Origin of the sequence: Roseateles depolymerans (assembly GCF_003387155.1) — a bacterium.
Lineage (GTDB): Bacteria > Pseudomonadota > Gammaproteobacteria > Burkholderiales > Burkholderiaceae_C > Roseateles > Roseateles depolymerans.
In genome coordinates, this window is sequence record NZ_QUMT01000002.1 from 544,377 (window position 1) to 565,590 (window position 21,214).

Annotated in this window: 17 protein-coding genes; 12 read left to right on the top strand and 5 right to left on the bottom strand. The window is 67.8% G+C overall.

Annotated elements, in window-relative coordinates; translation table 11 throughout:
• Nucleotides 1–3: 3 nt before the first annotated feature.
• From DES44_RS10405 to DES44_RS10415, 3 genes are all read right to left on the bottom strand, one after another.
• Nucleotides 4–306, bottom strand: coding sequence for a DUF4258 domain-containing protein (locus tag DES44_RS10405; protein ID WP_058934876.1), 303 nt, complete (start codon nt 304–306; stop codon nt 4–6).
• Between the two features lie 252 nt (nt 307–558).
• Complete coding sequence (locus tag DES44_RS10410) at nt 559–1,572, bottom strand: acyltransferase family protein (protein WP_058934877.1); 1,014 nt, start codon at nt 1,570–1,572, stop codon at nt 559–561.
• A gap of 227 nt (nt 1,573–1,799) precedes the next feature.
• Entirely contained in the window at nt 1,800–4,259 is a 2,460-nt protein-coding gene (locus DES44_RS10415) for a TonB-dependent receptor plug domain-containing protein (protein WP_211326931.1), read from the bottom strand.
• 195 nt (nt 4,260–4,454) lie between these two features.
• On the opposite strand from DES44_RS10415, the gene DES44_RS10420 reads away from it, so the two are divergent.
• The 4 genes from DES44_RS10420 to infA all read left to right on the top strand — a co-directional run bounded on the left by DES44_RS10420 (nt 4,455) and on the right by infA (nt 9,282).
• Nucleotides 4,455–5,894: an APC family permease gene (locus DES44_RS10420; protein ID WP_083525534.1), complete on the top strand. Its 1,440-nt coding sequence runs from the start codon at nt 4,455–4,457 to the stop codon at nt 5,892–5,894.
• Between the two features lie 123 nt (nt 5,895–6,017).
• Nucleotides 6,018–8,237: a PhoX family protein gene (locus DES44_RS10425; protein WP_058934878.1), complete on the top strand. Its 2,220-nt coding sequence runs from the start codon at nt 6,018–6,020 to the stop codon at nt 8,235–8,237.
• Nucleotides 8,238–8,628: 391 nt separating this feature from the next.
• Complete coding sequence (locus DES44_RS10430) at nt 8,629–8,841, top strand: cold-shock protein (RefSeq protein ID WP_058934879.1); 213 nt, start codon at nt 8,629–8,631, stop codon at nt 8,839–8,841.
• A gap of 174 nt (nt 8,842–9,015) precedes the next feature.
• Nucleotides 9,016–9,282: a translation initiation factor IF-1 gene (infA, locus tag DES44_RS10435; RefSeq protein ID WP_058934880.1), complete on the top strand. Its 267-nt coding sequence runs from the start codon at nt 9,016–9,018 to the stop codon at nt 9,280–9,282.
• 98 nt (nt 9,283–9,380) lie between these two features.
• Here the strand turns inward: infA and DES44_RS10440 are convergent, their stop codons facing one another.
• The gene (locus tag DES44_RS10440; protein WP_170156647.1) at nt 9,381–10,145 is read right to left on the bottom strand and encodes a DUF481 domain-containing protein; all 765 of its coding nucleotides are present in this window, start codon (nt 10,143–10,145) and stop codon (nt 9,381–9,383) included.
• Nucleotides 10,146–10,689: 544 nt separating this feature from the next.
• Between DES44_RS10440 and proV the strand changes: the two genes are divergently transcribed.
• The 3 genes from proV to proX all read left to right on the top strand — a co-directional run bounded on the left by proV (nt 10,690) and on the right by proX (nt 14,292).
• Nucleotides 10,690–11,955: a glycine betaine/L-proline ABC transporter ATP-binding protein ProV gene (gene proV / locus DES44_RS10445; protein WP_058934882.1), complete on the top strand. Its 1,266-nt coding sequence runs from the start codon at nt 10,690–10,692 to the stop codon at nt 11,953–11,955.
• Nucleotides 11,956–11,971: 16 nt separating this feature from the next.
• Nucleotides 11,972–13,174, top strand: coding sequence for a glycine betaine/L-proline ABC transporter permease ProW (gene proW / locus DES44_RS10450; RefSeq protein ID WP_058934883.1), 1,203 nt, complete (start codon nt 11,972–11,974; stop codon nt 13,172–13,174).
• Nucleotides 13,175–13,257: 83 nt separating this feature from the next.
• A complete protein-coding gene (gene proX, locus DES44_RS10455; protein ID WP_058937377.1) occupies nt 13,258–14,292 on the top strand; it encodes a glycine betaine/L-proline ABC transporter substrate-binding protein ProX in 1,035 nt (344 codons plus the stop codon).
• Between the two features lie 7 nt (nt 14,293–14,299).
• Here proX and DES44_RS10460 read toward each other — a convergent pair whose 3' ends face one another.
• Complete coding sequence (locus DES44_RS10460) at nt 14,300–14,932, bottom strand: GntR family transcriptional regulator (protein WP_232309990.1); 633 nt, start codon at nt 14,930–14,932, stop codon at nt 14,300–14,302.
• A 332-nt stretch (nt 14,933–15,264) separates the two neighbouring features.
• On the opposite strand from DES44_RS10460, the gene DES44_RS10465 reads away from it, so the two are divergent.
• The 5 genes from DES44_RS10465 to DES44_RS10485 are packed head-to-tail and all read left to right on the top strand — an operon-like array spanning nt 15,265 to nt 21,212.
• Nucleotides 15,265–16,020 (top strand): DUF969 domain-containing protein, encoded by a 756-nt coding sequence (locus DES44_RS10465; protein WP_058934884.1) that lies wholly within the window; start codon nt 15,265–15,267, stop codon nt 16,018–16,020.
• A gap of 1 nt (nt 16,021) precedes the next feature.
• Entirely contained in the window at nt 16,022–16,978 is a 957-nt protein-coding gene (locus DES44_RS10470; RefSeq protein WP_058934885.1) for a DUF979 domain-containing protein, read from the top strand.
• A 22-nt stretch (nt 16,979–17,000) separates the two neighbouring features.
• Complete coding sequence (locus DES44_RS10475; RefSeq protein WP_058934886.1) at nt 17,001–17,765, top strand: LamB/YcsF family protein; 765 nt, start codon at nt 17,001–17,003, stop codon at nt 17,763–17,765.
• Complete coding sequence (locus tag DES44_RS10480) at nt 17,762–19,429, top strand: 5-oxoprolinase subunit B/C family protein (RefSeq protein ID WP_058934887.1); 1,668 nt, start codon at nt 17,762–17,764, stop codon at nt 19,427–19,429. Before DES44_RS10475 ends, DES44_RS10480 begins: the two co-directional genes overlap by 4 nt.
• Before the next feature lie 16 nt (nt 19,430–19,445).
• A complete protein-coding gene (locus DES44_RS10485) occupies nt 19,446–21,212 on the top strand; it encodes an ATP-binding protein (RefSeq protein ID WP_058934888.1) in 1,767 nt (588 codons plus the stop codon).
• Nucleotides 21,213–21,214 lie beyond the last annotated feature (2 nt).

The following is a 21,214-nucleotide window of genomic DNA, read 5'->3' on the forward strand; positions in this document are numbered from 1 at the left end:
CTTTCAGACAATCACGGTGATCACGATGAGCGACGGCTCATCGTCGGACAGCGCCACGCAGGTGGTCAGGTCTCGCTCGGCCCCCCACCAATTCATCCGGCAGATGAGGTGGCCGGTCTTGACGTCCACCTCCGCCGGCGTGCGAAGACTGCCCCGTCTCAGACATTCAAGGACCTCGGCCATGGACACCTTTCGTTCCGCCATGCGTTTGCGCGCATGAGTGGTCAGGAAGACCAGCTCCGTGCGGGCCGCTTGCGTGCGGATGTGGCGTTGCAACTGCTGCAGCGAAAGCCGGGTCAGGCTCATGGCTGCAACCCATAAAAATTATGGGTCCAATGGTAAGGGATTTTTGGACTTCCGTGAAGAAGGCATGGCAGGTTTGGCATGAGGCTGGCTCCTGGAACAGCGGGGGGCGCAGAAGGTGCGCCACAGGTGTTCACTGTCGCCAAACCGCCTGTGGCGACGCCAGCCTTGCTTCAGGTGAGATCTTGGCCCTGCCTGACTCACTCCCGTGGTCGGCGAGACTCAAGCACGTGTGGGTGCGTGCGTCAGCGCACTTTACGGCGCAGCGGCGGCGGCATCGGTGCGTGTCGTCGGCCGCCGCGACGGCTTTTCGCCCAGGGCCCAGTGGCCGTAGGGCATGCGCCTGAGCATCGCCGTCAAGGCGATGGAGCCCGCCAGGCCCGCCAGCAGGCCCGCCGTCAGCAGGACGCCCACCTCCTGCACCTGGACCGACTTGAGCAGCATGCGTGCGCCTGCGGTGAACACCGGGTGGAACAGGTAGATGCCAAAGGACCAGGTGCCCACCCAGGCCAGCCAGCGCGACTCGGGCTGCAGACGCAGCAGCAGCAGGCACAGGCACACGCTGACCACCAGGCGCTGCAGGCCCGGCTGGTTGTCTGTGGGCGCATCGATGAGCGCCCACAGCAGGATCAAGCCACCAATCACGGACAGCAGCAGGGCAGGGGTCCATCGAGGCCCGGCCAGGTGCAGCCCGAAGCGCTGTGCCGCCACCCCCAGCAGAAAGAACGGCGCCAGATACGCCGCGCCATTGAGGCCAAAGTACACCGGCAGACGCCCCCAGCAATGCAGCGCTGCGGCCAGCAGCCAGATCGTCCAGAAGCTGCGCGGCGTCGATAGCCAGCCCAGCCGCTCCAGCACTGCAGTGGCAATGAAGAGGATGAACAGCGCTTCCAGGAACCAGTAATGCGCCACCGGCACGGTGTGCAGCAGCCACCAGTTGTAGTCGCCCTCATTGTTGGTGCCATCGGTCAGGTTCTGCAGCAAGGCGAAACCGGTCCCGACGATCAGCATTGGGAGCAGCAGCCGGCGGGTCTTCCCAATGGCAAACGGTGTGATGGCACCGGTCAATGGCCGCCGCGCATACACGATGCCCGACAGAAAAGAGAACAGCGGCATGCGCACCAATGCCAGCCAGTCATTGAGCTGACTGGCGAGGTGCTCGTCGGGCAGTCTCAATCCCGAGCTGCTGCTGTCGCCAATGACGTGATACCCCACCAGCAGCAGACAGGCGACACCACGCAGCGTATTGATCGACAGACCACTGGACAAAGCGGCGCTCCTGAAGGCGAGTCAGCGTGAAAGAGGCACTGACTGCCGCCGTGCCTCCTGCCAACATTCATCCTATTCGCGAGGCTGCATGCCCGATGCTCAATGCAGGGGACAGCGGGTACGTCACGCGCACCCGTAAGCCGTACAGCGGCGCCTATCGCGCATCACGCGCGAATGGGCGCTCTTTGCGTGTCCTGGCCCTCAGAACAATGTGGGGCGGACCACCTTCAGAACGAGAGGCGCGCCCGGGCGTAGTAATACGCGCCATTAAAGCCGATGGGTGACAACACGTCATAGGGGAAGTTGCCGTAGTAGGCGATGTCTGCCGAGGACTGGCTGGGATAACGATCGGTCGCATTGAGTGCGCCCACGCTCAGCGTCAAGGCGCGTGTCACCTGCCATTGCCCTTCCACATCCAGCTGCCAGACGGCGGCATAGGTCTGGGTGGGCACAAAGCCATCTCCGAAATCAAACACCCGGGTGGTGCTGCCGTGGCGCGTGGCGCGCGCCAGCAGGGCCCATTCGCCGCGTTGCCATTGCGCGGTGAAGATATGACGCTGGCGCGGGGACGCGGTGGTCAGCGTATTGATCTCCTCCAGTCCCACCTCCGCATCCGCATGGGTGCGCACGGTGGTCTTGTTGTAGGACGCTGCCCAGGACAGCTTGAGCTGTCCGCCCAGTCCTGCACCGGTCCATTGGGTCACGAGGTCGGCACCGCGCGTGCGGGTGTCCACGCCGTTGGTGAAGAAGTTGACGCCTTGCACGCCCACCACGCCAAACTGCGACGCCAGCTCGTCGGCGAGTCCGTCGCGGCTGATGCGCTGGGACAGGGTGATGCGGTTCTTGACCCGGATGGTGTAGGCGTCCAGCGTCGTGGACCAGTCCCGGGCCGGCTGCCACGTCAGGCCCAGGCTCGCATTGCGGGAGCGTTCGGCCTTGAGCGGCTGGGCGCCGAGGTAGCGTCCGATGTCGCTGTCCGCAGGCACGGTCTTGACCTGGCTGAGGGTGCCGCCATCACCGCGGTCGGTGACGGTGAAGCTGAAGCCGCGCTGCGCCAGCGAAGGCGCGCGGAAGTTGCTGGAGACGGCGCCGCGCAGCGCGATCTCCTTCGTCAGGGCCCAGCGGCTCGACAGCTTGGCGGTGGTGGCGTTGCCGAAGTCGTTGTAATGGTCGTGGCGCAGGGCGGCCTCGGCTTCCCAATCGCGGCTCAGATGGGCGCTCAGATCGGCATAGGCGCCCACCACACGCCGCGACAGGCGGGTCGCATCCCCCGCCTGCAGGCCCGGCCCCGCCTGGGCACCGGCGGGACCGTCGAAGGCGCCCACGGCATAGGAGGCCGGGTCGCCGGCGCCGGTGGCAAAGCGCTCTTCACGCGCGTCCAGCCCCAGCGCCAGCGTGGCGGGGCGTGCCAGGCCCGGCACGGCCACCGGGCGTGTCAGGTCGAGGTTGGCGCTGGTCAGCCGGCTGCTGAAATCCCCGAGATGGAAGCGGGTCGGGCTGGTCTCGCCCAGCGACACGTTCAAGGAGCGCTGCACGCCGTAGTCGAAGTCATTGCGGCCATGGTTGAGGGAGAGGTCGTAGTCCCACTCTCCCCGAGCGCCGCGCAGGCCCGCCGCCAGTTGCAGGTCGCGGTTGTGGCCGGTGGTCTCCGGCCGGTAGCCGTCGGGATGGACGCTTTTGATGTTGGCGCTGCTGTCGGGGTAGCGGAAGTAAGCGGCGCCCACCGAGCGGCGTTCCTGCCAGGTGCCGAACGCATAGGCCTGCTGGTCGGCGGACAGATCCACCGCGCCGTTGAAGAAGGCCTGCCATTGCCGGGTGGCCGGCTCGCCGGCGGCGTAGTTGCGCTGTCCGGCGGTGGCCAGGTTGTCCGGCGTGCGGTCTTCCCAATCGGGCAATTGATCCAGGCCGCTGCGGTTGGTGGCGTTGCGATGCAGCCCCTCCAGGCCGGCGCGCAGGAAGCCCTTGTCGCCCAGCGCCACACCGTGGGTCAAGCTGGCGGACTGGGTCTGGCCGTCGTTGATCGTGCGGCCGGTCGGAGCGAAGTCGGTGTGGAACAGGCCGGCTTCGGCGCTGATTTCGGTGCCGGTGCGGCGGTCGTCCAGGATGATGTTGACCACCCCGGCGATGGCGTCCGATCCGTACTGGGCGCCAGCGCCGTCCCGCACCACCTCGATGCGCTGCACGGCCGACAGCGGGATGGTGTTGAAGTCCACCGGGTTGGTGCCCTTGCCGGTCTTGGACTCCAGGTTCACCAGGGCCGACGTGTGGCGGCGCTTGCCGTTCACCAGCACCAGCACCTGGTCCGGCGACAGCCCCCGAAGCTGCGCGGCCCGCACATGGTCCGCGCCGCCGGAGTTGGACTGCCGGGGGAAGTTGAAGGAGGGCAGCAGCGCCTGCAGCGCGGCGGCCAGGGTGCCGTCCGGACCCGCCGCCCGCAGGACGTCGTCGCGGCTCAGCACATCCACCGGCACCTGGCTGTCCGCCACGGTGCGGTCCTTGGCCCGGGTGCCGGTGACCAGCACCGGCTGGAGGTTCTGGGTGGACGTGTCTGCTGTCGGGGTCTGTGTCTGGGCTTGGGCCTGGGCCATCAGGGCGCCGCCCTCCAGCAGCAGGGTCAGGCAGGCGAGGGTGATCGGTCGGAGCTGGCGCATGGCGAAGAACGGTGTGAGCAAAACATTGACGGGCAAGGGCCGCAAGCCTACCGATTGGGCGTAGGAAACCCCGGGTTTGGCTTCAGATGTCTTGCTCATAAGCTCATGCCGTGGCGGCGCTGCGACGCTGGGAGACTGCTGTGATCCGGCGGGCGGCTTTGACCGTACGATCGCCCGCCGCTGCGCCTTCATCGCTGCTCTCACTGCCGCCTACGGCCTGCATCCCGCCCCATGACTGCCTCCGATCCCGCCGCCTCGTCCTCCACCGCGCCCGTGCGGACCCACGCCCAGGCAGCCGCATCGGAAGGCGCAAGCGGGCAGGGCGCGCAGCCGCGCCGCATTCTGGATGTGAAGCACGCCGTGGCGCTGTGCGTCGGCATGGTGGTGGGGGCAGGCATCTTCAAGACCTCGCCGATGGTGGCTCAGGCGCTGAGCAGCCCGGAGCAGCTCTACATCGCCTGGGCGCTGGGGGGCCTGCTGTCCGTCATCGGCGGGCTGTGCTTTGCGGAACTGGCCGCCACCTTTCCGGACACGGGCGGGGACTATCACTTCCTGCGCCGTGCATACGGCCATCGCCTGGGCTTTCTCTTCGCATGGTCCCGCTTTGCGGTGATCCACACCGGCTCGATGGCGCTGCTGGGTTTTGTCTTCGGGGACTATCTGGCGCAGGTGGTGGATCTGTCGCCCTGGCTGGGACCCTACGCCAGCGCCTGGATGGCGGGCGGGCTGATCGTGCTGCTCACCGGGCTCAACCTGCTGGGCGTGCAGGTCGGGCTGGGGACGCAGCTGGGTCTGACCAGCCTGGTGCTGGTCGGCCTGCTGTTGCTGGGGGTGGGCGCTGGGGTTCAGCAAGGGCAGGGCGTTCCTCCGGCGCTGCCGCACACCGGAGCGGCCGTGCCGGACTGGGGGCAGGCCATGGTGTTTGTTTTCCTCGCCTACGGCGGCTGGAGTGACGCGGCGACGCTCTCCGCGGAGATGAAGGACGAACGGCGCGGCATCGTGCGCGCCTTGCTCATCGGCCTGGGGCTGGTGATGGGCATGTACCTGGTGGCCAACTGGGCCTATGTGCGGGTGCTGGGGCTGTCCGGCCTGGCGGCAAGCCCGGCACCGGCGGCGGACCTGATGCGCATCGTCTTCGGGCGGGGTGCCGAGCTGTTGATGGTGGGCGTGGTGACGCTCACGGCGTTGTCGGTGATGAACGCCATCCTGATCGCAGGCCCTCGCACCACCTATGCCGCCGCGCGGGACCTGGCCGCCGAATGGCATCTGGCCCGCTGGAATGGCCGCCGCGGCACGCCCAGCGCGGCTGTGCTGGCCACCAGTGCAGTGGCGCTGGTGCTGGTGGCCTTCGGTGCGATCACGCGGGGAGGCTTTGCCACGATGGTCGACTACCTCTCCCCGGTCTTCTGGTTCTTCATCACCCTCAGCGGCCTGGCGGTCATCGTGCTGCGGCGCAAGGAGCCCCAGCGCGCGCGGCCTTTCCGCGTGCCGCTCTACCCGCTGCTGCCGCTGGTCTTCAGCGCCTGCAGCGCCTATGTGCTCTGGTCCAGCCTGGTCTACGTGAAGGCCGGGGCCATGGTCGGCGTGGTCGTGCTGGCGGTGGGCGCGCTCATGCTGTGGGGGCACGGCCGCAGGACCTCCGCCCGTCTTTCGCGTCCCCGAAGTGAGTGACTTCGGTTTTTCGGAAGTGATTGCGCGAGGAAACCGATAAGCCGATCGGGCCGTTGTCACGGCCGGTTCATGAAGTCTTTCGAGACTGCGCCGCTTGGTAACAGTCCTTTGCGGAGACTTCACATGAGCACCTTGCCCGGCACCTGCCCAGCCCCGAACGAATACGACGAAGACACCATCGTCAACCCGTCGGCCAATCCGACGTTTGCCGATGTGCTGGCCGCTCGCCTGAGCCGCCGGGTGGCGCTCAAGGGCGGTATCAGCACGACGGCAGCCGCGCTGCTGGGCGGCTCCGTCCTGAGCGCCTGCGGCGGTGATGGGGGCGACGACGCCAGCACCCCCGCTGCCCCGACGCCCGCGCCGGCCCCTGCACCGGCGACTCCGCCCAAGCTCGGCTTTGCCGCCGTGGCGAAGAACAAGAACGACCTGGTGACGGTGGCCGAGGGCTACAACGTCAGCATCTTGCATGCACTGGGCGACCCGCTGCACTATGGCGACGAGTCGTGGAAGGACGACGGCAGCGAGACCGCCGATTCCTACAACCGCCGCATCGGCGATGGCCACGACGGCATGTACTACTTCGGCATGTCCGACACCGGCACCTACCAGGCCGACCGGTCCGACCGCGGCCTGCTGGCCGTCAACCACGAGTATGTGGTGGCGCCCTATGTCCTGCATCCGGCCGGCCGCACCGCAGGCGCCGCCCGCAATGCGACGGAAGTGGAAAAGGAAATCTACGCCCACGGCGTGAGCATCGTGGAGGTCAAGCGCGCCAACGGCACCACCGGCATGGTCCGCGGGTCCAGCTACAACCGCCGCGTGACCTCCGCCACCACCATGGACTTCACCGGTCCCGCCCGTGGCCATGCGCTGCTGGCCACCAAGTTCAATCCGGCCGGCCAGCAGACCCGCGGCACCAACAACAACTGCGCCAACGGCTACACGCCGTGGGGCACCTACCTGACCTGCGAAGAGAACTACCTCAACGTCATCAGCCGCGCTGCGGGTGACGACGCGCTGCGCAGCGCCAAGGAAATCGCCGGCCTGAACCGCTATGGGCTGCCGCAGAACCGCAAGAGCCCCTACCTGTGGGAAACGGCCGGCACGGCCGACCTGTTCGCCCGCTGGAATTCGTCGGTGACCGGCGCCACCAGCGCGGACGACTATCGCAACACCATCAACACCTTCGGCTGGGTGGTGGAGATCGACCCGTTCGCGCCCACCTCGACGCCGGCCAAGCGCACGGCCCTGGGCCGCTTCAACCACGAAGGTGCGTGGCCCGCTCCTGCGGTGGTGGGTCAGCCGATCGTGATCTACATGGGTGACGATTCGCGCAACGAGTACATCTACAAGTTCGTCTCCAAGGCCCTGTGGGATGCCGCCGACGTGGGCAAGGGCATGGCGGCCGGCGCCAAGTATCTGGACGAAGGCACGCTGTATGTGGCCCGCTTCAATGCGGACGGCAGCGGTGAGTGGCTGGAGCTGACCTACGGCAAGAACGGCCTGGACGCCACCAATGCGGCCTATCCCTTCGCCGACCAGGGCGACGTGCTGGTCAATGCCCGCCTGGCCGCCGACAAGCTGGGTGCCACCAAGATGGACCGTCCGGAATGGGGCGCGGTGCATCCGACCACCCGTGAGGTCTACATGACCCTCACCAACAACAGCAACCGCGTGGCCAACACCGCGACGCCCACCGGCAGCCAGCTCAAGCCGGACGCGGCCAACCCGCGTTACTACGAAGACCTCAAGGGCACGACCTCGCAGAAGGGCAACCCCAACGGCCACATCATCCGCTGGCGCGAAAACGGCACGGACGTGACCAAGCTGAATTGGGACATCTACCTGTTCGGCGCCCAGGCCGACGCCGCGTCCGACGTGAACCTGTCGGGCCTGACCGACGTGAACGACTTCTCCAGCCCCGACGGCCTGTACTTCGACAAGCGCGGCATGCTGTGGATCCAGACCGACGACGGCGCCTACACCGACATCACCAACTGCATGATGCTGGCCGCCGTGCCCGGCAAGGTGGGTGACGGGGGTGTGGCGGTGGCGGCAGGGGGCACCAGCACCATCAAGGGCGCCAATGCCACGGCCGATACCGTGCGCCGTTTCCTGGTCGGCCCGAAGGAATGTGAAATCACCGGCATCACGGTGACGCCCGATAACAAGACGCTGTTCTTCAACGTGCAGCATCCCGGCGAAGACACCACGCCGGACTGGGCGGCCGGCACCTTCGGCAGCTACTGGCCCGCTAACCAGGCCGATGCCAACGTGAAGAAGCGTCCGCGCTCGGCCACGGTGGTGATCACCAAGAAGGACGGCGGCGATATCGGACTGTGATCGTCGGATCACCGGGCCGGTCTTGATCGGCCCGGCATTGACCCCATGTGGCGGATGTCGGGAGACATCCGCCTCTCTACGCTTCTCACGCCTCTCACACTTGGGCGCGGCAATGAGGCCTGCAGACTGAGCGCCAAGACCTTTCAGCGAGCTTCATCGCCATTCTTCGTGTGAGGGGCTTGCGGCTGTGATACATTCGGGTGCATAGATTCGCACAAGACCGTTCTTCCAAGGTGTTATCTGCAGCCCCGCCGGGTTTTCTCAGACCCCTTCGCGAGCGGCTCGCTACAGCTTCACCCCTGCTGATTGCTCTTGAGTGTGTCTGTCTCCGCTACCGCCAGGTGGCGCGGCGGAGTGTTCCCATCCATTCCAAATCAATAAAGGAAACATCATGACGACTCAACAAGGCACCGTGAAGTGGTTCGACGACGGCAAGGGCTTCGGCTTCATCACGCCGGCCAACGGCACCAAGGACCTGTTCGCCCACCACAGCGAAATCCGCAACAACGGCGGCTTCCGCACGCTGGCTGAAGGCGCTACCGTCGAATTCGAAGTCAAGGAAGGCCCCAAGGGCCTGCAGGCGGCCAACATCCGCCAGCTCTGAGCCTTGCTCGGCTTCACCGCGTGGGGCGCGGTTCATCGCCCCAGCATCTGAAACCGCGTTAGACGGTTCCAGCCGATCCAACGTTCATTGAATCGGTCTGCAGGGCACTGGCAGTGCAGCGGCTGACCCAGCCGCCGGCCACCAGACCTGCAGGCCCAAACCAAAAGGACCCCAATGGCAAAAGAAGAGCTGATTGAGATGCGTGGCACCGTCAATGAGGTGCTGCCGGACTCCCGTTTCCGCGTGAAGCTGGAAAACGGGCATGAGGTGATCGCCTATACCGGCGGCAAGATGCGCAAGCACCACATCCGCATTCTGGCGGGTGATGCCGTGACGCTGGAACTGTCGGTGTACGACCTGTCCAAGGGCCGTATCACCTTCCGTCATCTGGAGCGTCGCGGTGGCCCGCCCAGTGGCAATGGCGGTGGCGCACGTCACTGACCACGGATTGCAATGGCAGGGCCTGTGTTCACACCGGGCCCCGCCCACAAGAAAAGCGGCTTGCGCCGCTTTTTTTTCGTCTGTATGGGCGTGTCTGCTCAGTCAATCCGGAACGAGACGCCGGTGATGAAGAGCGTGTCGCCCTTTTTCAGTCCCGGACCCGGGTTGCTGTCATAGCGGTGCGAGACGGACGCCGTGAGGCTCAGGCGCTTGGTCATGGCCACCGACAAAGCGGTGTCAAACGTGGCGCGGAACTCTCCGCTGTCCCGCAGGTCGGGCAGGTACGACAGCTTTTGCCGGAAGGTCGTGTTCTCGGAGAACTTGTGGGTGGACTCTTCCGCCAGCAGGACTTCTGCATTGCTGCGGCGGGTGCGGTAGCTGCCGTCGTCCTGGAGTTCCGGATTCAGGTAGCGCTCCTGCGTGTAGCCCACACCGGCGGAGACGTCGAAGGTGAGGTCATCTCGCCGGATCAGGTGATAACCCAGACCGCCCCCCACCGAGCCGCGCAGGGACAGGTTGGCCGGCTCATCCCGCAGGGCGTCGAGCTGACCAAAGCCGAAGATCTTCTCGTTCAGATCGCGCTGGTAGGCCAGGCCGGCGGAGAGGCGCTTTTCTGCTTCCGTGTCCTCATTGTCCACATACAGGCCGCGCCCGTTGAGGGTTAGCTTGTCGGTGGTCGTGGCCTTCACGGCTTCGCCGCTGAGGTTGATGGTGGTGGAGTTGCTGTTGCCCGAGGCCACACTGGCCCCTGCGGTGAACAGCGCTCGCCACTGGCCATCGTTCTTCACGGTGACCTGGGCCCAGCTGGACAGTGGCGCGAGCGCGAGGCAGGCAGTGGCTACAAGCAGGCGCGACGTCTGCATGGCGGATCCTTGCATGAGTTTCAACGCGGCCCATTTGGCAAGCTCCGCTCCCGCTGTGCGCACAAAGCCCTTGCAACCGGACGCGTACGGGGGCTGTGTTAAGCTATCGACTTGCAAGCGGCCCTGGCCGCCCCGCAACTTTCCTGCATCGGTCCGCATCGTTCTGCCTCCTTCCGCACTCTTTCGCGGAGTGCTTCGGCGACGAACGGATCTTCGAATCGCTCGCGGTGCAGGAACTCTCGCCGCCGGGTCCCAAGGCCCGGCACCTCCAGCCGGCCCCGGGCCGGCGCCATGCCACGCCAGGCTCCTCCAGTCCGTGCCCCTTGACCAGGCCCGCGGGCTGCACCGTGAGCCTGCCGCGGGTGCTGGTGTCAGTGCTTTGTTGTCAGTGCCCGTCGGCAGCCGTTGAGGCCGCTGGACGCCGCTGTGCGCCCCATGGCCCGCTCCAGGGCCGCTCGAGGGCGTCCCCCTGACGGTTGGCGTGATCGCTGCCGCGCTGCATGCGCCGGCATTGCTTCACCACTGCACACAAGGAGTTTCGGCCATGGCGAAAGGCATCCTCATCGATCACGTGTTCAAGGTCTTCGGCGACGCGCCGGAGCAGGCCGTGGCGCTGGCCCGGGAGGGCCTGTCCAAACAGGAGATCCTGGCCCGCACCGGCCAGTCCATTGGCGTGTTCGACGCCAGCTTCGACATCCAGGCGGGGGAGATCTTCGTCATCATGGGCTTGTCGGGCTCCGGCAAGTCGACGCTGGTGCGGCTGCTCAACCGCCTGATCGAGCCCAGTGCGGGGCGCATCGTGATCGACGGGGAAGACATCAACACCCACTCGCCGCGGCAGCTCCGCGCGCTGCGCCGCAAGGACATCAGCATGGTGTTCCAGTCCTTCGCCCTGATGCCGCACATGACGGTGCGGGACAACACGGCCTTCGGCCTGGAACTGGCCGGCGCCGACCGCCAGCACCGATTGGCCCAGGCGGACCTGGCGCTGGAGCAAGTGGGTCTGGCCGGGTGGGGCCACAAGTACCCCGACGAACTCTCCGGCGGCATGCAGCAGCGTGTCGGGCTGGCCCGCGCGCTGGCTTCGGACCCGTCCATCCTGCTGATGGACGAAGCGTTCTCCGCGCTGGACCCCATCATCCGCACCGAGATGCAATCGGAGTTGCTTCGCCTGCAGCAGGTCAAGCGCCGCACCATCGTCTTCATCTCGCATGACCTGGACGAAGCCATGCGCATCGGGGACCGCATTGCCATCATGAAGGACGGGCAGGTGGTGCAGGTGGGCACGCCGGATGAGATCCTGCGCAGCCCCGCCAACGATTTCGTGCGCAGCTTCATCCGCGGCGTGGACACGGCGGCCGTCTTCAAGGCCGCCGACATTGCGCGGCAGCCGCTCACGCTGGTGGCGGAGCACACCACACGCGGGGCCCGCGCCGGACTCAAGACCCTGGAGGACCAGGACCGCGAATTCGCGCATGTGGTGAGCCCGTCCCGACGTTACCTCGGCACGGTCTCGGCCGACTCCTTGCGCGCCGCGCTGGACGGGCATGTCGGGCCGCTGGGGTTGCACCATGCCTTCATCGATGGCCTGGTGCCGATCGCGTCGGAGGCACCGGTGGCGGATCTCTTTGGACAGGTGGCACAGGCGCCCTGCGGGGTGCCGGTGGTGGATGCAGATGGGCGTTTCCGGGGTGCCATTTCCAAGACCACGCTGCTGAAGTTCCTGGACCGCGACACGCCACCCATCGAGCCGGTGGCAGGCCCTTCGGCCCATCCTTCCAGCCAGGCCGCTTCGGCCATGACCCTTTGATCACCCAGGAGGCCTGATGCAATCAAACGTTCTCACCGCTGTAGCCGCTGCATCCGCCGCATCCGCGCCGATGTCGCCCGCTTCGACCGCCCTGGACCCCTGGGAAGCGATGTCCCAAGCCCCGGACCCTTCCGCGACGGCCGCGTGGCTGGATGCGCCCTCACAAGCCGCAGGCGCCACGGATCCGCACGCCGCCGCCGCAACCGGCCAAGGCCTGGCCGACACGCTCCACCAGGCCTTCAACGGCACGCTGCCCATCGAATCCTGGATCAACACCGGCCTGTCCTGGGCCGTGGACCATGGCCGCCCGTACTTCCAGGCGCTGCGCCTGCCCATCGACGGCACGCTGAACACGGTGCAGGGGCTGCTGACCCAACTGCCGGCGCCGGCGATGCTTGCGCTCATCGGCCTGCTGGCCTGGCAATTCGCCGGACGGCGTCTGGCGGTCGGCACGACCCTGGCGCTGGCCGTGGTCGCGGCGCTGGGCATCTGGCCGGAAGCGATGGTGACGCTGTCGCTGGTGCTGACCTCGCTGCTCTTTTGCCTGCTGGTGGGCCTGCCGCTGGGCGTGCTGCTGGCCAGCAGTGAACGCGCGGAGGGCATCATGCGCCCCGTGCTCGACGCGATGCAGACCACCCCGGCCTTCGTCTACCTCGTCCCGGTCGTGATGCTGTTTGGCATCGGCAATGTGCCGGGGGTCATCGTCACCATCGTCTTTGCGCTGGCGCCGCTGGCCCGCCTGACCAACCTGGGTCTGCGCCAAGTGCGCCCCGATCTGATCGAGGCGGCCCGTGCCTACGGGGCGTCGCCGTGGCAGATGCTGTGGAAGGTGAAGCTGCCGCTGGCCTTGCCGTCCATCATGGCCGGTATCAACCAGGCGCTGATGCTGTCGCTGTCGATGGTGGTGATCGCTTCCATGATCGCCGTGGGCGGCCTGGGCCAGATGGTGCTGCGCGGCATCGGCCGGCTGGACATGGGCCTGGCCACCGTCGGGGGCGTCGGCATCGTGATCCTGGCCATCACGCTGGACCGTCTGACGCAGGCGCTGGGCCGACCGGGCCGTGTCGCCGGCCAGCGCTGGTGGCAGGGCGGGCCGGTGGGGCTGGTGATGCGCGTCGTCGCGGCGGTGTCTCGGTCGTCGAAGGCTGCGGCGGGCGAGGCGGGTTCGCCGTTGTCTTCGCGGCTGCCGGAACCGATGCGCACGGCCTCGCAGTCTTGAAGCGGCCGCTTGACGCCTTTGAACCTCTGAGGAAAGGACTCTCCCGGATGATCCAGATTCGCACCGTCACACTCGCACTCCTGATGGGACCGGCCGCGCTGCTCGGCGCGGCCACTGCCGCCGCTCCATCCGCCGCTGCGGCGCAGGCGCCGGCTCAGACACGGGCAAACGCCCACGCCCCTGCGCCGGATGCCGTCATGCCCGGCAAGGGCATCACCGTCCAGCCCCTGAAAAGCTCGCTGGCCGAAGAAGCGTTCCAGACGCTGCTGGTCTCCCGCGCGCTGGAAAAGCTCGGCTACACCGTCCTGCCGATGAAGGACCTGGAGCCCGCCACCGAGCATCTGGCCATTGCCAACGGGGACGCCACCTTCATGGCCAACCACTGGCGCCTGCTGCACCAGGACTTCTATCGCAACAGCGGCGGGGACGCACGTCTGGTGCGCTTCGGTCCTTATGCGCAGGGCGCGGTCCAGGGCTACCTGATCGACCGGAAGACCGCCGAGGCCCATCACATCACCCGGCTGGACCAGTTGCGAGACCCCGCCATCGCCCGCCTGTTCGACACCGACGGCGACGGCCGCGCCGACCTGACCGGCTGCAACCCCGGCTGGGGCTGCGAAGGCGCCATCGAGCATCACCTGGATGCCTACCAGCTTCGCAGCACCGTCACCCATCGCCAGGGCAGCTACACCGCGCTGATGGCGGACACCATGTCTCGCTTCAAGCAGGGCAAGCCCATCCTCTACTACACCTGGACGCCCTATTGGGTCAGCGCGGTCCTGCGCCCCGGGGCTGACGTGGTGTGGCTGCAGGTGCCGTTCTCTGCGTCCAAGGACGGCACGACCGACACGCAGCAGCCCAACGGCAAGAACTACGGCTTTGCGGCGGACCAGGAAGAGATCGTGGCCAACCGCGACTTCATCCAGCGCAATCCAGCCGCAGCGAAGTTGTTCGAGGTGATGCGCCTGCCCATCTCCGACATCAATGCGCAGAACCTGCGGATGAATGACGGCGCCAACACCGAGCGCGACATCGCCCGGCACACCGACGGCTGGATCCGCGCGCACCAGGCGCAGTTTGATGGATGGATTGCGCAGGCGAGAGCGGCAGGGCCTTAACGCACGCTCAGCGCTGCGCGCCTTCCTCCAGCTTGCGGGCATACACCGCCAGCACGATGCGCTCGGAGTGGACGAGGTAGTCGTTCAGCCGTGCCGAAGCCTTGGCGAACTCGCCGGCCTCGGCCAGTTCCAGGATCTCCCGGTTCATGTCCACGTAGGGCGCATGCAGGAACTCCGCATCCCGCAGCAGTCCGAATGCCAGCCGCAGTTCCGCCAGCACCTGTGCAAACAGGAGGTTGAGCCGCTCGCTGTCGGCCAGCTCCACGATGCCCATGTGAAAGGCCATGTTGGCCGTGCCCACGGCCACCCAGTCCCCGCGGTCGCGGGCCGCCAGCGCCTGCTCGACGGCCTGCCGCATGTGCTTCTTGGCGGGGTGGCGCGGGTAGGCCTGGGCCAGCGCCTGGCACTCGATCAGCCGCCGGACGCGGTAGATGTCGATGATCGCGGCAATGCTGGGCACCGACACAAACACCCCGCGGTTGGGCTCATGCCGCAGCAGTCCGTCCTTGGTGAGCCCGCGGAACACCTCGCGCAGCGTGTTGCGGGAGATGCCCAGCTGTTCCGCCAGCGCCTGCTCGGACAAACGCTGACCCGGCGCAAACTCGCCGGCCGTGAGCTTCTGGCGGAGTTGCTCGGACACCCGGTCGGTCAGGGGCAGCGCCTCGTCGGCTGCGGATCCCGATGCGGAATCCGATGCGGATGAGGCAACTGGAGAGGACGCGCGCGAGCGAGCTGGCGTGGGAGGGGATTGGCGAGGGGACTTGGGAACGGACACGGGAGCGGAAGCGCTAGCGGGCTTGGACGGAGCGCGGCGGGATCGTTGAGCAGGCATGGGGCCGGATTCTCCCCCTCACGCGCCGTTTGTCGATCAGCCCTGCGGGTTTGCACCAAGGCGCGGGCTGGTTTGATGGGGCACCATGGCGTGGATTGTTCAACAATCCATCTGGATTGCCCTTCAGGAGCGCAGACGTCATGACCCACGATCCCTCCCTCTGGCCCCTGCTCGGGGTGGCCGTGATCATTCTGGGCTTTGTGCTGCGCTTCAATCCGTTGGTGGTGGTGGCGGTGACCGCGGTGGTCACCGCGGTCGCGGCCGGCTTCCCGGTGCAGAAGATGCTGGCGACGCTGGGCACCGGCTTCATCAAGACCCGTAACCTGCCCTTGATCCTGCTGCTGCCATTGGCGGTCATCGGCTTGCTGGAGCGACACGGCCTGCGGCAGCATGCGCAGCAGTGGATTTCCCGTTTCAAGTCGGCCACGGCGGGGCGCCTGTTGATCGTCTATCTGGCTGCCCGGCAGTTGACGGCGGCCATCGGCCTGACGAGTCTGGGTGGGCATCCGCAGATGGTGCGGCCCCTGCTGGCGCCGATGGCCGAGGGCGCGACCGAAGCGCGCCTCGGGGCCCTGCCGGATCGCATCCGGCACCGCCTGCGTGCGTATGCCGCGGCCACGGACAACGTCGGGCTGTTCTTTGGTGAAGACATCTTCGTGGCCTTTGGTGCCGTGGTGCTGATGACCACCTTCCTCCATGAAGCCGGCATCGACGTGGAGCCCATCCATGTGGCGCTATGGGGCCTGCCGACCGGCATCTCGGCGTTTCTGATTCACGCATGGCGCCTGCGCCGGTTGGACGCGACGCTCAAGCGCGAGCTCGACGGGCCGCGCAGCGTCGACCCCTCCACCCCCAGCGCCGCCCCTTCGCGGACCCCCGGCACCAAGGAGTCCTGACATGACGCTCTCCCTGGATCTGCTCTTCACCCTGGCCGGCCTGCTGCTGGCCGCTGTGGCGGTGATGACGCTGCTGGATCGCAGCCATCCCAAGCGCTGGACCACCGGCCTGTTCTGGGGCTTGTATGCGGCGATGTTCCTCGCCGGCCCGCTCGTGCCGCCCGAATGGGTCGGCGCCGGCGTGCTGCTGATGGCCTTGCTGGTGGGGCTGCGCGGGGTGGGTCCGGGCGGGCTCCAGTTGCCATCGGCGCAGGCTTGCGCGGCCAGCGCCAGGCGCCTGGGCCACAAGCTCTTTGTGCCGGCCCTGACCATTCCGCTGCTGACGATGGTGGGCACGCTGTCGGCCAAGCACCTGGTCGTGGGCGGCCTGCCGCTGATCGACCCGAAGAACGCCACCTTGGTCAGCCTGGGCCTGTCCTGCGTCGTGGCCCTGGGGCTGGCCTGCTGGCTCACCCGGGAAACGCCGGTGCAGGGCGTGCGCGAAGCCCGTCGCCTCATCGACGCCCTGGGCTGGGCCCTGGTGCTGCCGCAGATGCTGGGCATGCTGGGCCTGGTGTTCTCGGATGCGGGCGTGGGCAAGGCGGTGGCGTACGTCACCACCAGCACCATCAACATGGACCTGCGTTTCGTGGCCGTCACCGTGTATGTGGTGGGCATGGCGCTCTTCACCGTCATCATGGGCAACGGCTTTGCCGCCTTCCCGGTGATGACCGGTGGCGTGGGCGTGCCGGTGCTGGTCGGCGTCTACCATGGCGACCCGGCGGTGATGGCGGCCATCGGCATGCTGTCGGGCTACTGCGGCACGCTGATGACCCCGATGGCGGCCAACTTCAACATCGTGCCGGCGGCACTGCTGGAACTGCCCGACAAGAATGCGGTGATCCGGGTGCAGATCCCCACCGCATTGACGCTGCTGGCGGTGAATGTCGTGCTGCTCAACCTGCTCATGTTCCGGTAAGTCCGGGGACCGTGAAACACCTATGAACATCGATCTGAACAGTGACCTCGGCGAAAGCTTCGGCGCCTGGCGCATGGGCGACGACGCCGCCATGCTGGCCATCGTCAGCAGCGCGAACGTGGCGTGCGGCTTCCATGCGGGCGACCCGGCCGGCATTCTGGCGACGCTGCGCTCGGCCGCGGCCCATGGGGTGAGTGTCGGCGCGCATGTGGCCTATCCGGACCTGGCCGGTTTTGGGCGACGCAACATGGACCTGGCCAGTGCAGATCTGCAAGCCAGCGTGATCTATCAGATCGGCGCGCTGCAGGGCCTTGCGGCCGCGGCCGGCACCCGGGTGCGGTACGTCAAGCCGCATGGCGCGCTCTACAACTTCATCGCCCATGATGCCCGCCAGGCTGCTGATGTGATCGCCGCCGTGAAGGCGGTGGACGCTTCCCTGGGCCTGGTGGTGCTGGCCGGGTCGGCGCTGGCCGGCTGGGCGCGGGAGGCGGGGCTGCGTACCGTGGAGGAAGCATTCGCCGACCGCGGCTACCGGGCGGACGGCAGCCTCGTGCCGCGCAATCAACCCGGCGCGGTGCTGCATGACCCCGACGCTATCGCCGAACGCATGCTGCAACTGGCGCGTGAGGGCACGGTGACGGCGGTGGATGGCAGCGTGGTGCGCGTCCATGCGCAATCCATCTGCGTGCACGGCGACAGCCCCGGCGCGGTGGCCATGGCGCAGCGCTTGCGCGAGCGGCTCACGGCCGAGGGCATCGCCATCCGCGCCTTCATGGACCTTGCATGACAACGCCTCAAGCGGAACGCACCCTTCGCCTGCTGCCCGCCGGGGAGGCGGTGCTGGTGGAACTGGCCGACCTGCCTCGGACCCTGGCGCTGCTGGCCTCGCTGCAGGCTGACCCGATACCGGATGTGAAAGAGATCGTGCCCGGCGCGCGCACCTTGCTGCTGACGCTGGATACGCAGCAGCTCAGCCGCGACGCGCTGGCCCAGGCGCTGGCCGCGCGCTCGCTCGACGTGCGCGAGACCGCTGCCGGAACCCTCGTCGAAATCCCGGTGCATTACGACGGGGAAGACCTGGCCGACGTGGCCGCGCTGCTTCAGATCTCCCCCGAGGAAGTCGTTCGCCGCCACACTGGCAGCGACTGGTTCGTAGCGTTCACCGGCTTCGCCCCGGGCTTTGCCTATCTGACGGGCGGGGACGAGCTGCTGCGCACGCTGCCTCGTCGCAGCTCGCCGCGCACCCGCATTCCCCCGGGCGCCGTGGCCGCGGCGGGTGGGTTCAGTGGCGTCTATCCGAAGGCCAGTCCGGGCGGGTGGCAGTTGCTGGGTCAGACGCTCACGCCGATGTGGGATGTGCAGCGCCAGCCCCCGGCGTTGTTGCAGCCCGGGCAGCGGGTGCGGTTCGTGGATGCGGGGCCGCGGACGGCGGCAGCCGCCGATTCCATGGACGCCGGCACGTCGGACGCCGCGGGAGACGCAGAGGAGGGAAGAGGGGCTGACGCATCGCCGCCCAGCCTCGATGCATCGACCCCCGCGCTCGACATCCGGCAGACCGGTCTCCAGTCACTGCTGCAGGACCTGGGCCGACCCGGCCAGGCGGGGCAGGGCGTCTCCGCCTCGGGGGCGATGGACCGACGCTCGCTCAAGGCGGCCAACCGCCTGGTGGGCAACGACGAAGGCGAAGCCTGTATCGAGGCGGTGCTGGGGGGCTTCGAGTGGATCAGCCAGGGCGACCTCGTGGTGGCCGTGACCGGTGCAGACGGACCGCTCCAGCTGACGAGCCCGGACGGGCGCAGCCACGACGTGCAACGCCATGCGCCTCTGGCTTTGTCCCCTGGTGATCGGCTGCGCCTGGGGGCTCCGACGGCCGGCGTCCGCAGTTATATCGCCGTGCGTGGAGGCTTTGCCGTGCCGACGGTGCTGGGCAGCCGCTCCTACGATTCACTGGCGGATGTTGGCCCCGCGCCGCTCAAGGCGGGCGACCGCCTGTGCCTGCGCCCAAGTCGCCCGGGTGCGGTCGTCGGCCATCCGGAATCCGCCTGGACCCAATGGCCCGCGGCCGATGACGAAGTCGTCCTCGACCTCCACCTCGGCCCGCGCGCCGACTGGTTCACTTCGCAAGCGCTGTCCACGCTGGTGTCCCAGCCGTGGACCGTCACACCGCAGTCCAACCGCGTCGGGCTTCGGCTGCAGGGCGACACCGCGCTGTCCCGCGCCGTGACCGCCGAGCTGCCCAGCGAGGGCACGCCGCTGGGCGCCCTGCAGGTGCCTGCCAACGGCCAGCCGGTGCTGTTCCTGGCCGACCATCCGCTCACCGGCGGTTATCCGGTCATCGCCTGCGTGGCGCCCTGGCATCTGGACCTCGCAGGCCAGTTGCCGGTGGGCACGCGGCTGCGTTTTCAGGTGGTGAGCGGCTTTGATCCGCTGGTCATCGAAACCCGACGCTGAGGGAAAGTCCATGCCCATGAAGAAAGTCCTGATCGCCAACCGGGGCGAGATCGCCGTTCGCATCATCCGCGCCTGTGCCGACTATGGCGTGCGTTCCGTGGCGGTCTATGCCGACCCCGATCTCGACGCGCTGCATGCGCGCCTGGCGGATGAGGCCTACGGCCTGAATGGCCAGCGCCCCGCCGAGACCTATCTGTCCATCGACAAGCTGCTGGACGCTGCCCGCCGAAGCGGCGCGGATGCGGTGCATCCCGGCTACGGCTTCCTCTCTGAGAACGCCGCCTTCGCCCGCGCGGTGCTGGAAGCAGGGTTCACCTGGATCGGTCCGCCGCCATCGGCCATCGAGCAACTGGGCGACAAGGTGTCCGCCCGTCGCCTGGCGATGGAGGCCGGCGCGCCGCTGGTGGCCGGGTCTCCCGGGCCGGTCGAGAACGCCGAGCAGGTCCTGGCGTTTGCGCGTCAGCACGGGCTGCCGATTGCCATCAAGGCCGCCTTCGGGGGCGGGGGGCGCGGCATGAAGGTGGTCTGGAAGATGGAGGACGTGGCCGAGCAGTTCGATTCCGCCGTCCGCGAAGCGACGGCCGCCTTTGGACGGGGCGAATGCTTCGTCGAGCAGTTCCTGGACCGCCCCCGGCATGTCGAGGCGCAGGTGATGGCCGACAGCCTGGGCCAGGTGGTGGTGCTGGGCACGCGGGACTGCTCGCTGCAGCGTCGCAATCAAAAGCTGGTGGAGGAGGCGCCGGCCCCTTTCCTGAGTGATGAGCAGCGCGAGCGGATTCACAGCGCGGCCCGGGATGTCTGCCGGCGGGCGGGCTATGTGGGTGCGGGCACGGTGGAGTTCCTGCTCAGCAGCACCGGGGCGATTTCATTCCTGGAGGTGAATACGCGGCTGCAGGTCGAGCATCCGGTCACCGAGGAGACCTGCGGGCTGGATCTGGTGGTGGAGCAATTGCGCATCGCCGATGGTTTGCCGCTCACGCTGACGGAAACACCGGCGCCCCGCGGCCATGCCATTGAATTTCGCATCAACGCGGAAGATGTGGGGCGGGGCTTCCTGCCCGCGCCGGGCCCGGTGCACCTGTTTGAGGCGCCGTCCGGCCCGGGGGTGCGGGTGGACAGCGGCGTGGTGTCCGGCTCGGTGGTGCCACCCGCCTTTGATTCGCTGATGGCGAAGCTGATCGTGACCGGTGCGACCCGGGAGCAGGCGCTTGCAAGGGCTCGTCGCGCGCTGGCCGAGTTCCGCATCGAGGGCGTGCCCACCGTGCTGCCGTTCCATCGCGAAGTGCTGCGGCATCCGGACTTCACGGCGGGCAGCGGCTTCAAGGTGCATACGCGCTGGATCGAAACCGACTTCGCGACGGCGCTGGCCGCGGCGACCCGGGTGGCGCCGGTGCCGCAGGCGCCGCTGCATCAGCTGACGATCGAGCTGGATGGCCGGCGCGTACGGCTGGGCTTGCCGGCGGATCTGCTGAAGGGGCTGGCGGCCGGCGCGGCCGGTGGGGGCGTGGACGGGGACGGGGCGCCCTTCGCCTCCGTCGCAGGCGACGCCACGGCCCCCGCCGCGGCCGGCGACCCCGCGGCGATCGAGGCCCCGATGAGCGGCCTGCTGCAGGCCTGGAAGGTCGAGGACGGCGAGCAGGTGCAGGAAGGTCAGCTCATTGCCGTCCTGGAGGCGATGAAGATGGAGACGCAGGTGCTGGCGCATCGCAGCGGGCGGGTGTCGCAACTCGCGGCGGCAGGGGCTACCCTGACCGCCGGAGCCGCACTGGCGCGCATCGAGTGAGC

What these genes read in the sequence shown, in the direction of transcription:
- DES44_RS10485 (WP_058934888.1), top strand. Translation starts at nt 19,446, where the DNA reads ATGAAGAAAGTCCTGATCGCCAACCGGGGCGAGATCGCCGTTCGCATC.
- DES44_RS10470 (WP_058934885.1), top strand. Translation starts at nt 16,022, where the DNA reads ATGACGCTCTCCCTGGATCTGCTCTTCACCCTGGCCGGCCTGCTGCTG.
- proW (WP_058934883.1), top strand. Translation starts at nt 11,972, where the DNA reads ATGCAATCAAACGTTCTCACCGCTGTAGCCGCTGCATCCGCCGCATCC.
- DES44_RS10440 (WP_170156647.1), bottom strand. Translation starts at nt 10,145, where the DNA reads ATGCAGACGTCGCGCCTGCTTGTAGCCACTGCCTGCCTCGCGCTCGCG.
- DES44_RS10430 (WP_058934879.1), top strand. Translation starts at nt 8,629, where the DNA reads ATGACGACTCAACAAGGCACCGTGAAGTGGTTCGACGACGGCAAGGGC.
- proV (WP_058934882.1), top strand. Translation starts at nt 10,690, where the DNA reads ATGGCGAAAGGCATCCTCATCGATCACGTGTTCAAGGTCTTCGGCGAC.
- DES44_RS10465 (WP_058934884.1), top strand. Translation starts at nt 15,265, where the DNA reads ATGACCCACGATCCCTCCCTCTGGCCCCTGCTCGGGGTGGCCGTGATC.
- DES44_RS10425 (WP_058934878.1), top strand. Translation starts at nt 6,018, where the DNA reads ATGAGCACCTTGCCCGGCACCTGCCCAGCCCCGAACGAATACGACGAA.
- infA (WP_058934880.1), top strand. Translation starts at nt 9,016, where the DNA reads ATGGCAAAAGAAGAGCTGATTGAGATGCGTGGCACCGTCAATGAGGTG.
- DES44_RS10475 (WP_058934886.1), top strand. Translation starts at nt 17,001, where the DNA reads ATGAACATCGATCTGAACAGTGACCTCGGCGAAAGCTTCGGCGCCTGG.
- DES44_RS10480 (WP_058934887.1), top strand. Translation starts at nt 17,762, where the DNA reads ATGACAACGCCTCAAGCGGAACGCACCCTTCGCCTGCTGCCCGCCGGG.
- proX (WP_058937377.1), top strand. Translation starts at nt 13,258, where the DNA reads ATGGGACCGGCCGCGCTGCTCGGCGCGGCCACTGCCGCCGCTCCATCC.
- DES44_RS10420 (WP_083525534.1), top strand. Translation starts at nt 4,455, where the DNA reads ATGACTGCCTCCGATCCCGCCGCCTCGTCCTCCACCGCGCCCGTGCGG.
- DES44_RS10405 (WP_058934876.1), bottom strand. Translation starts at nt 306, where the DNA reads ATGAGCCTGACCCGGCTTTCGCTGCAGCAGTTGCAACGCCACATCCGC.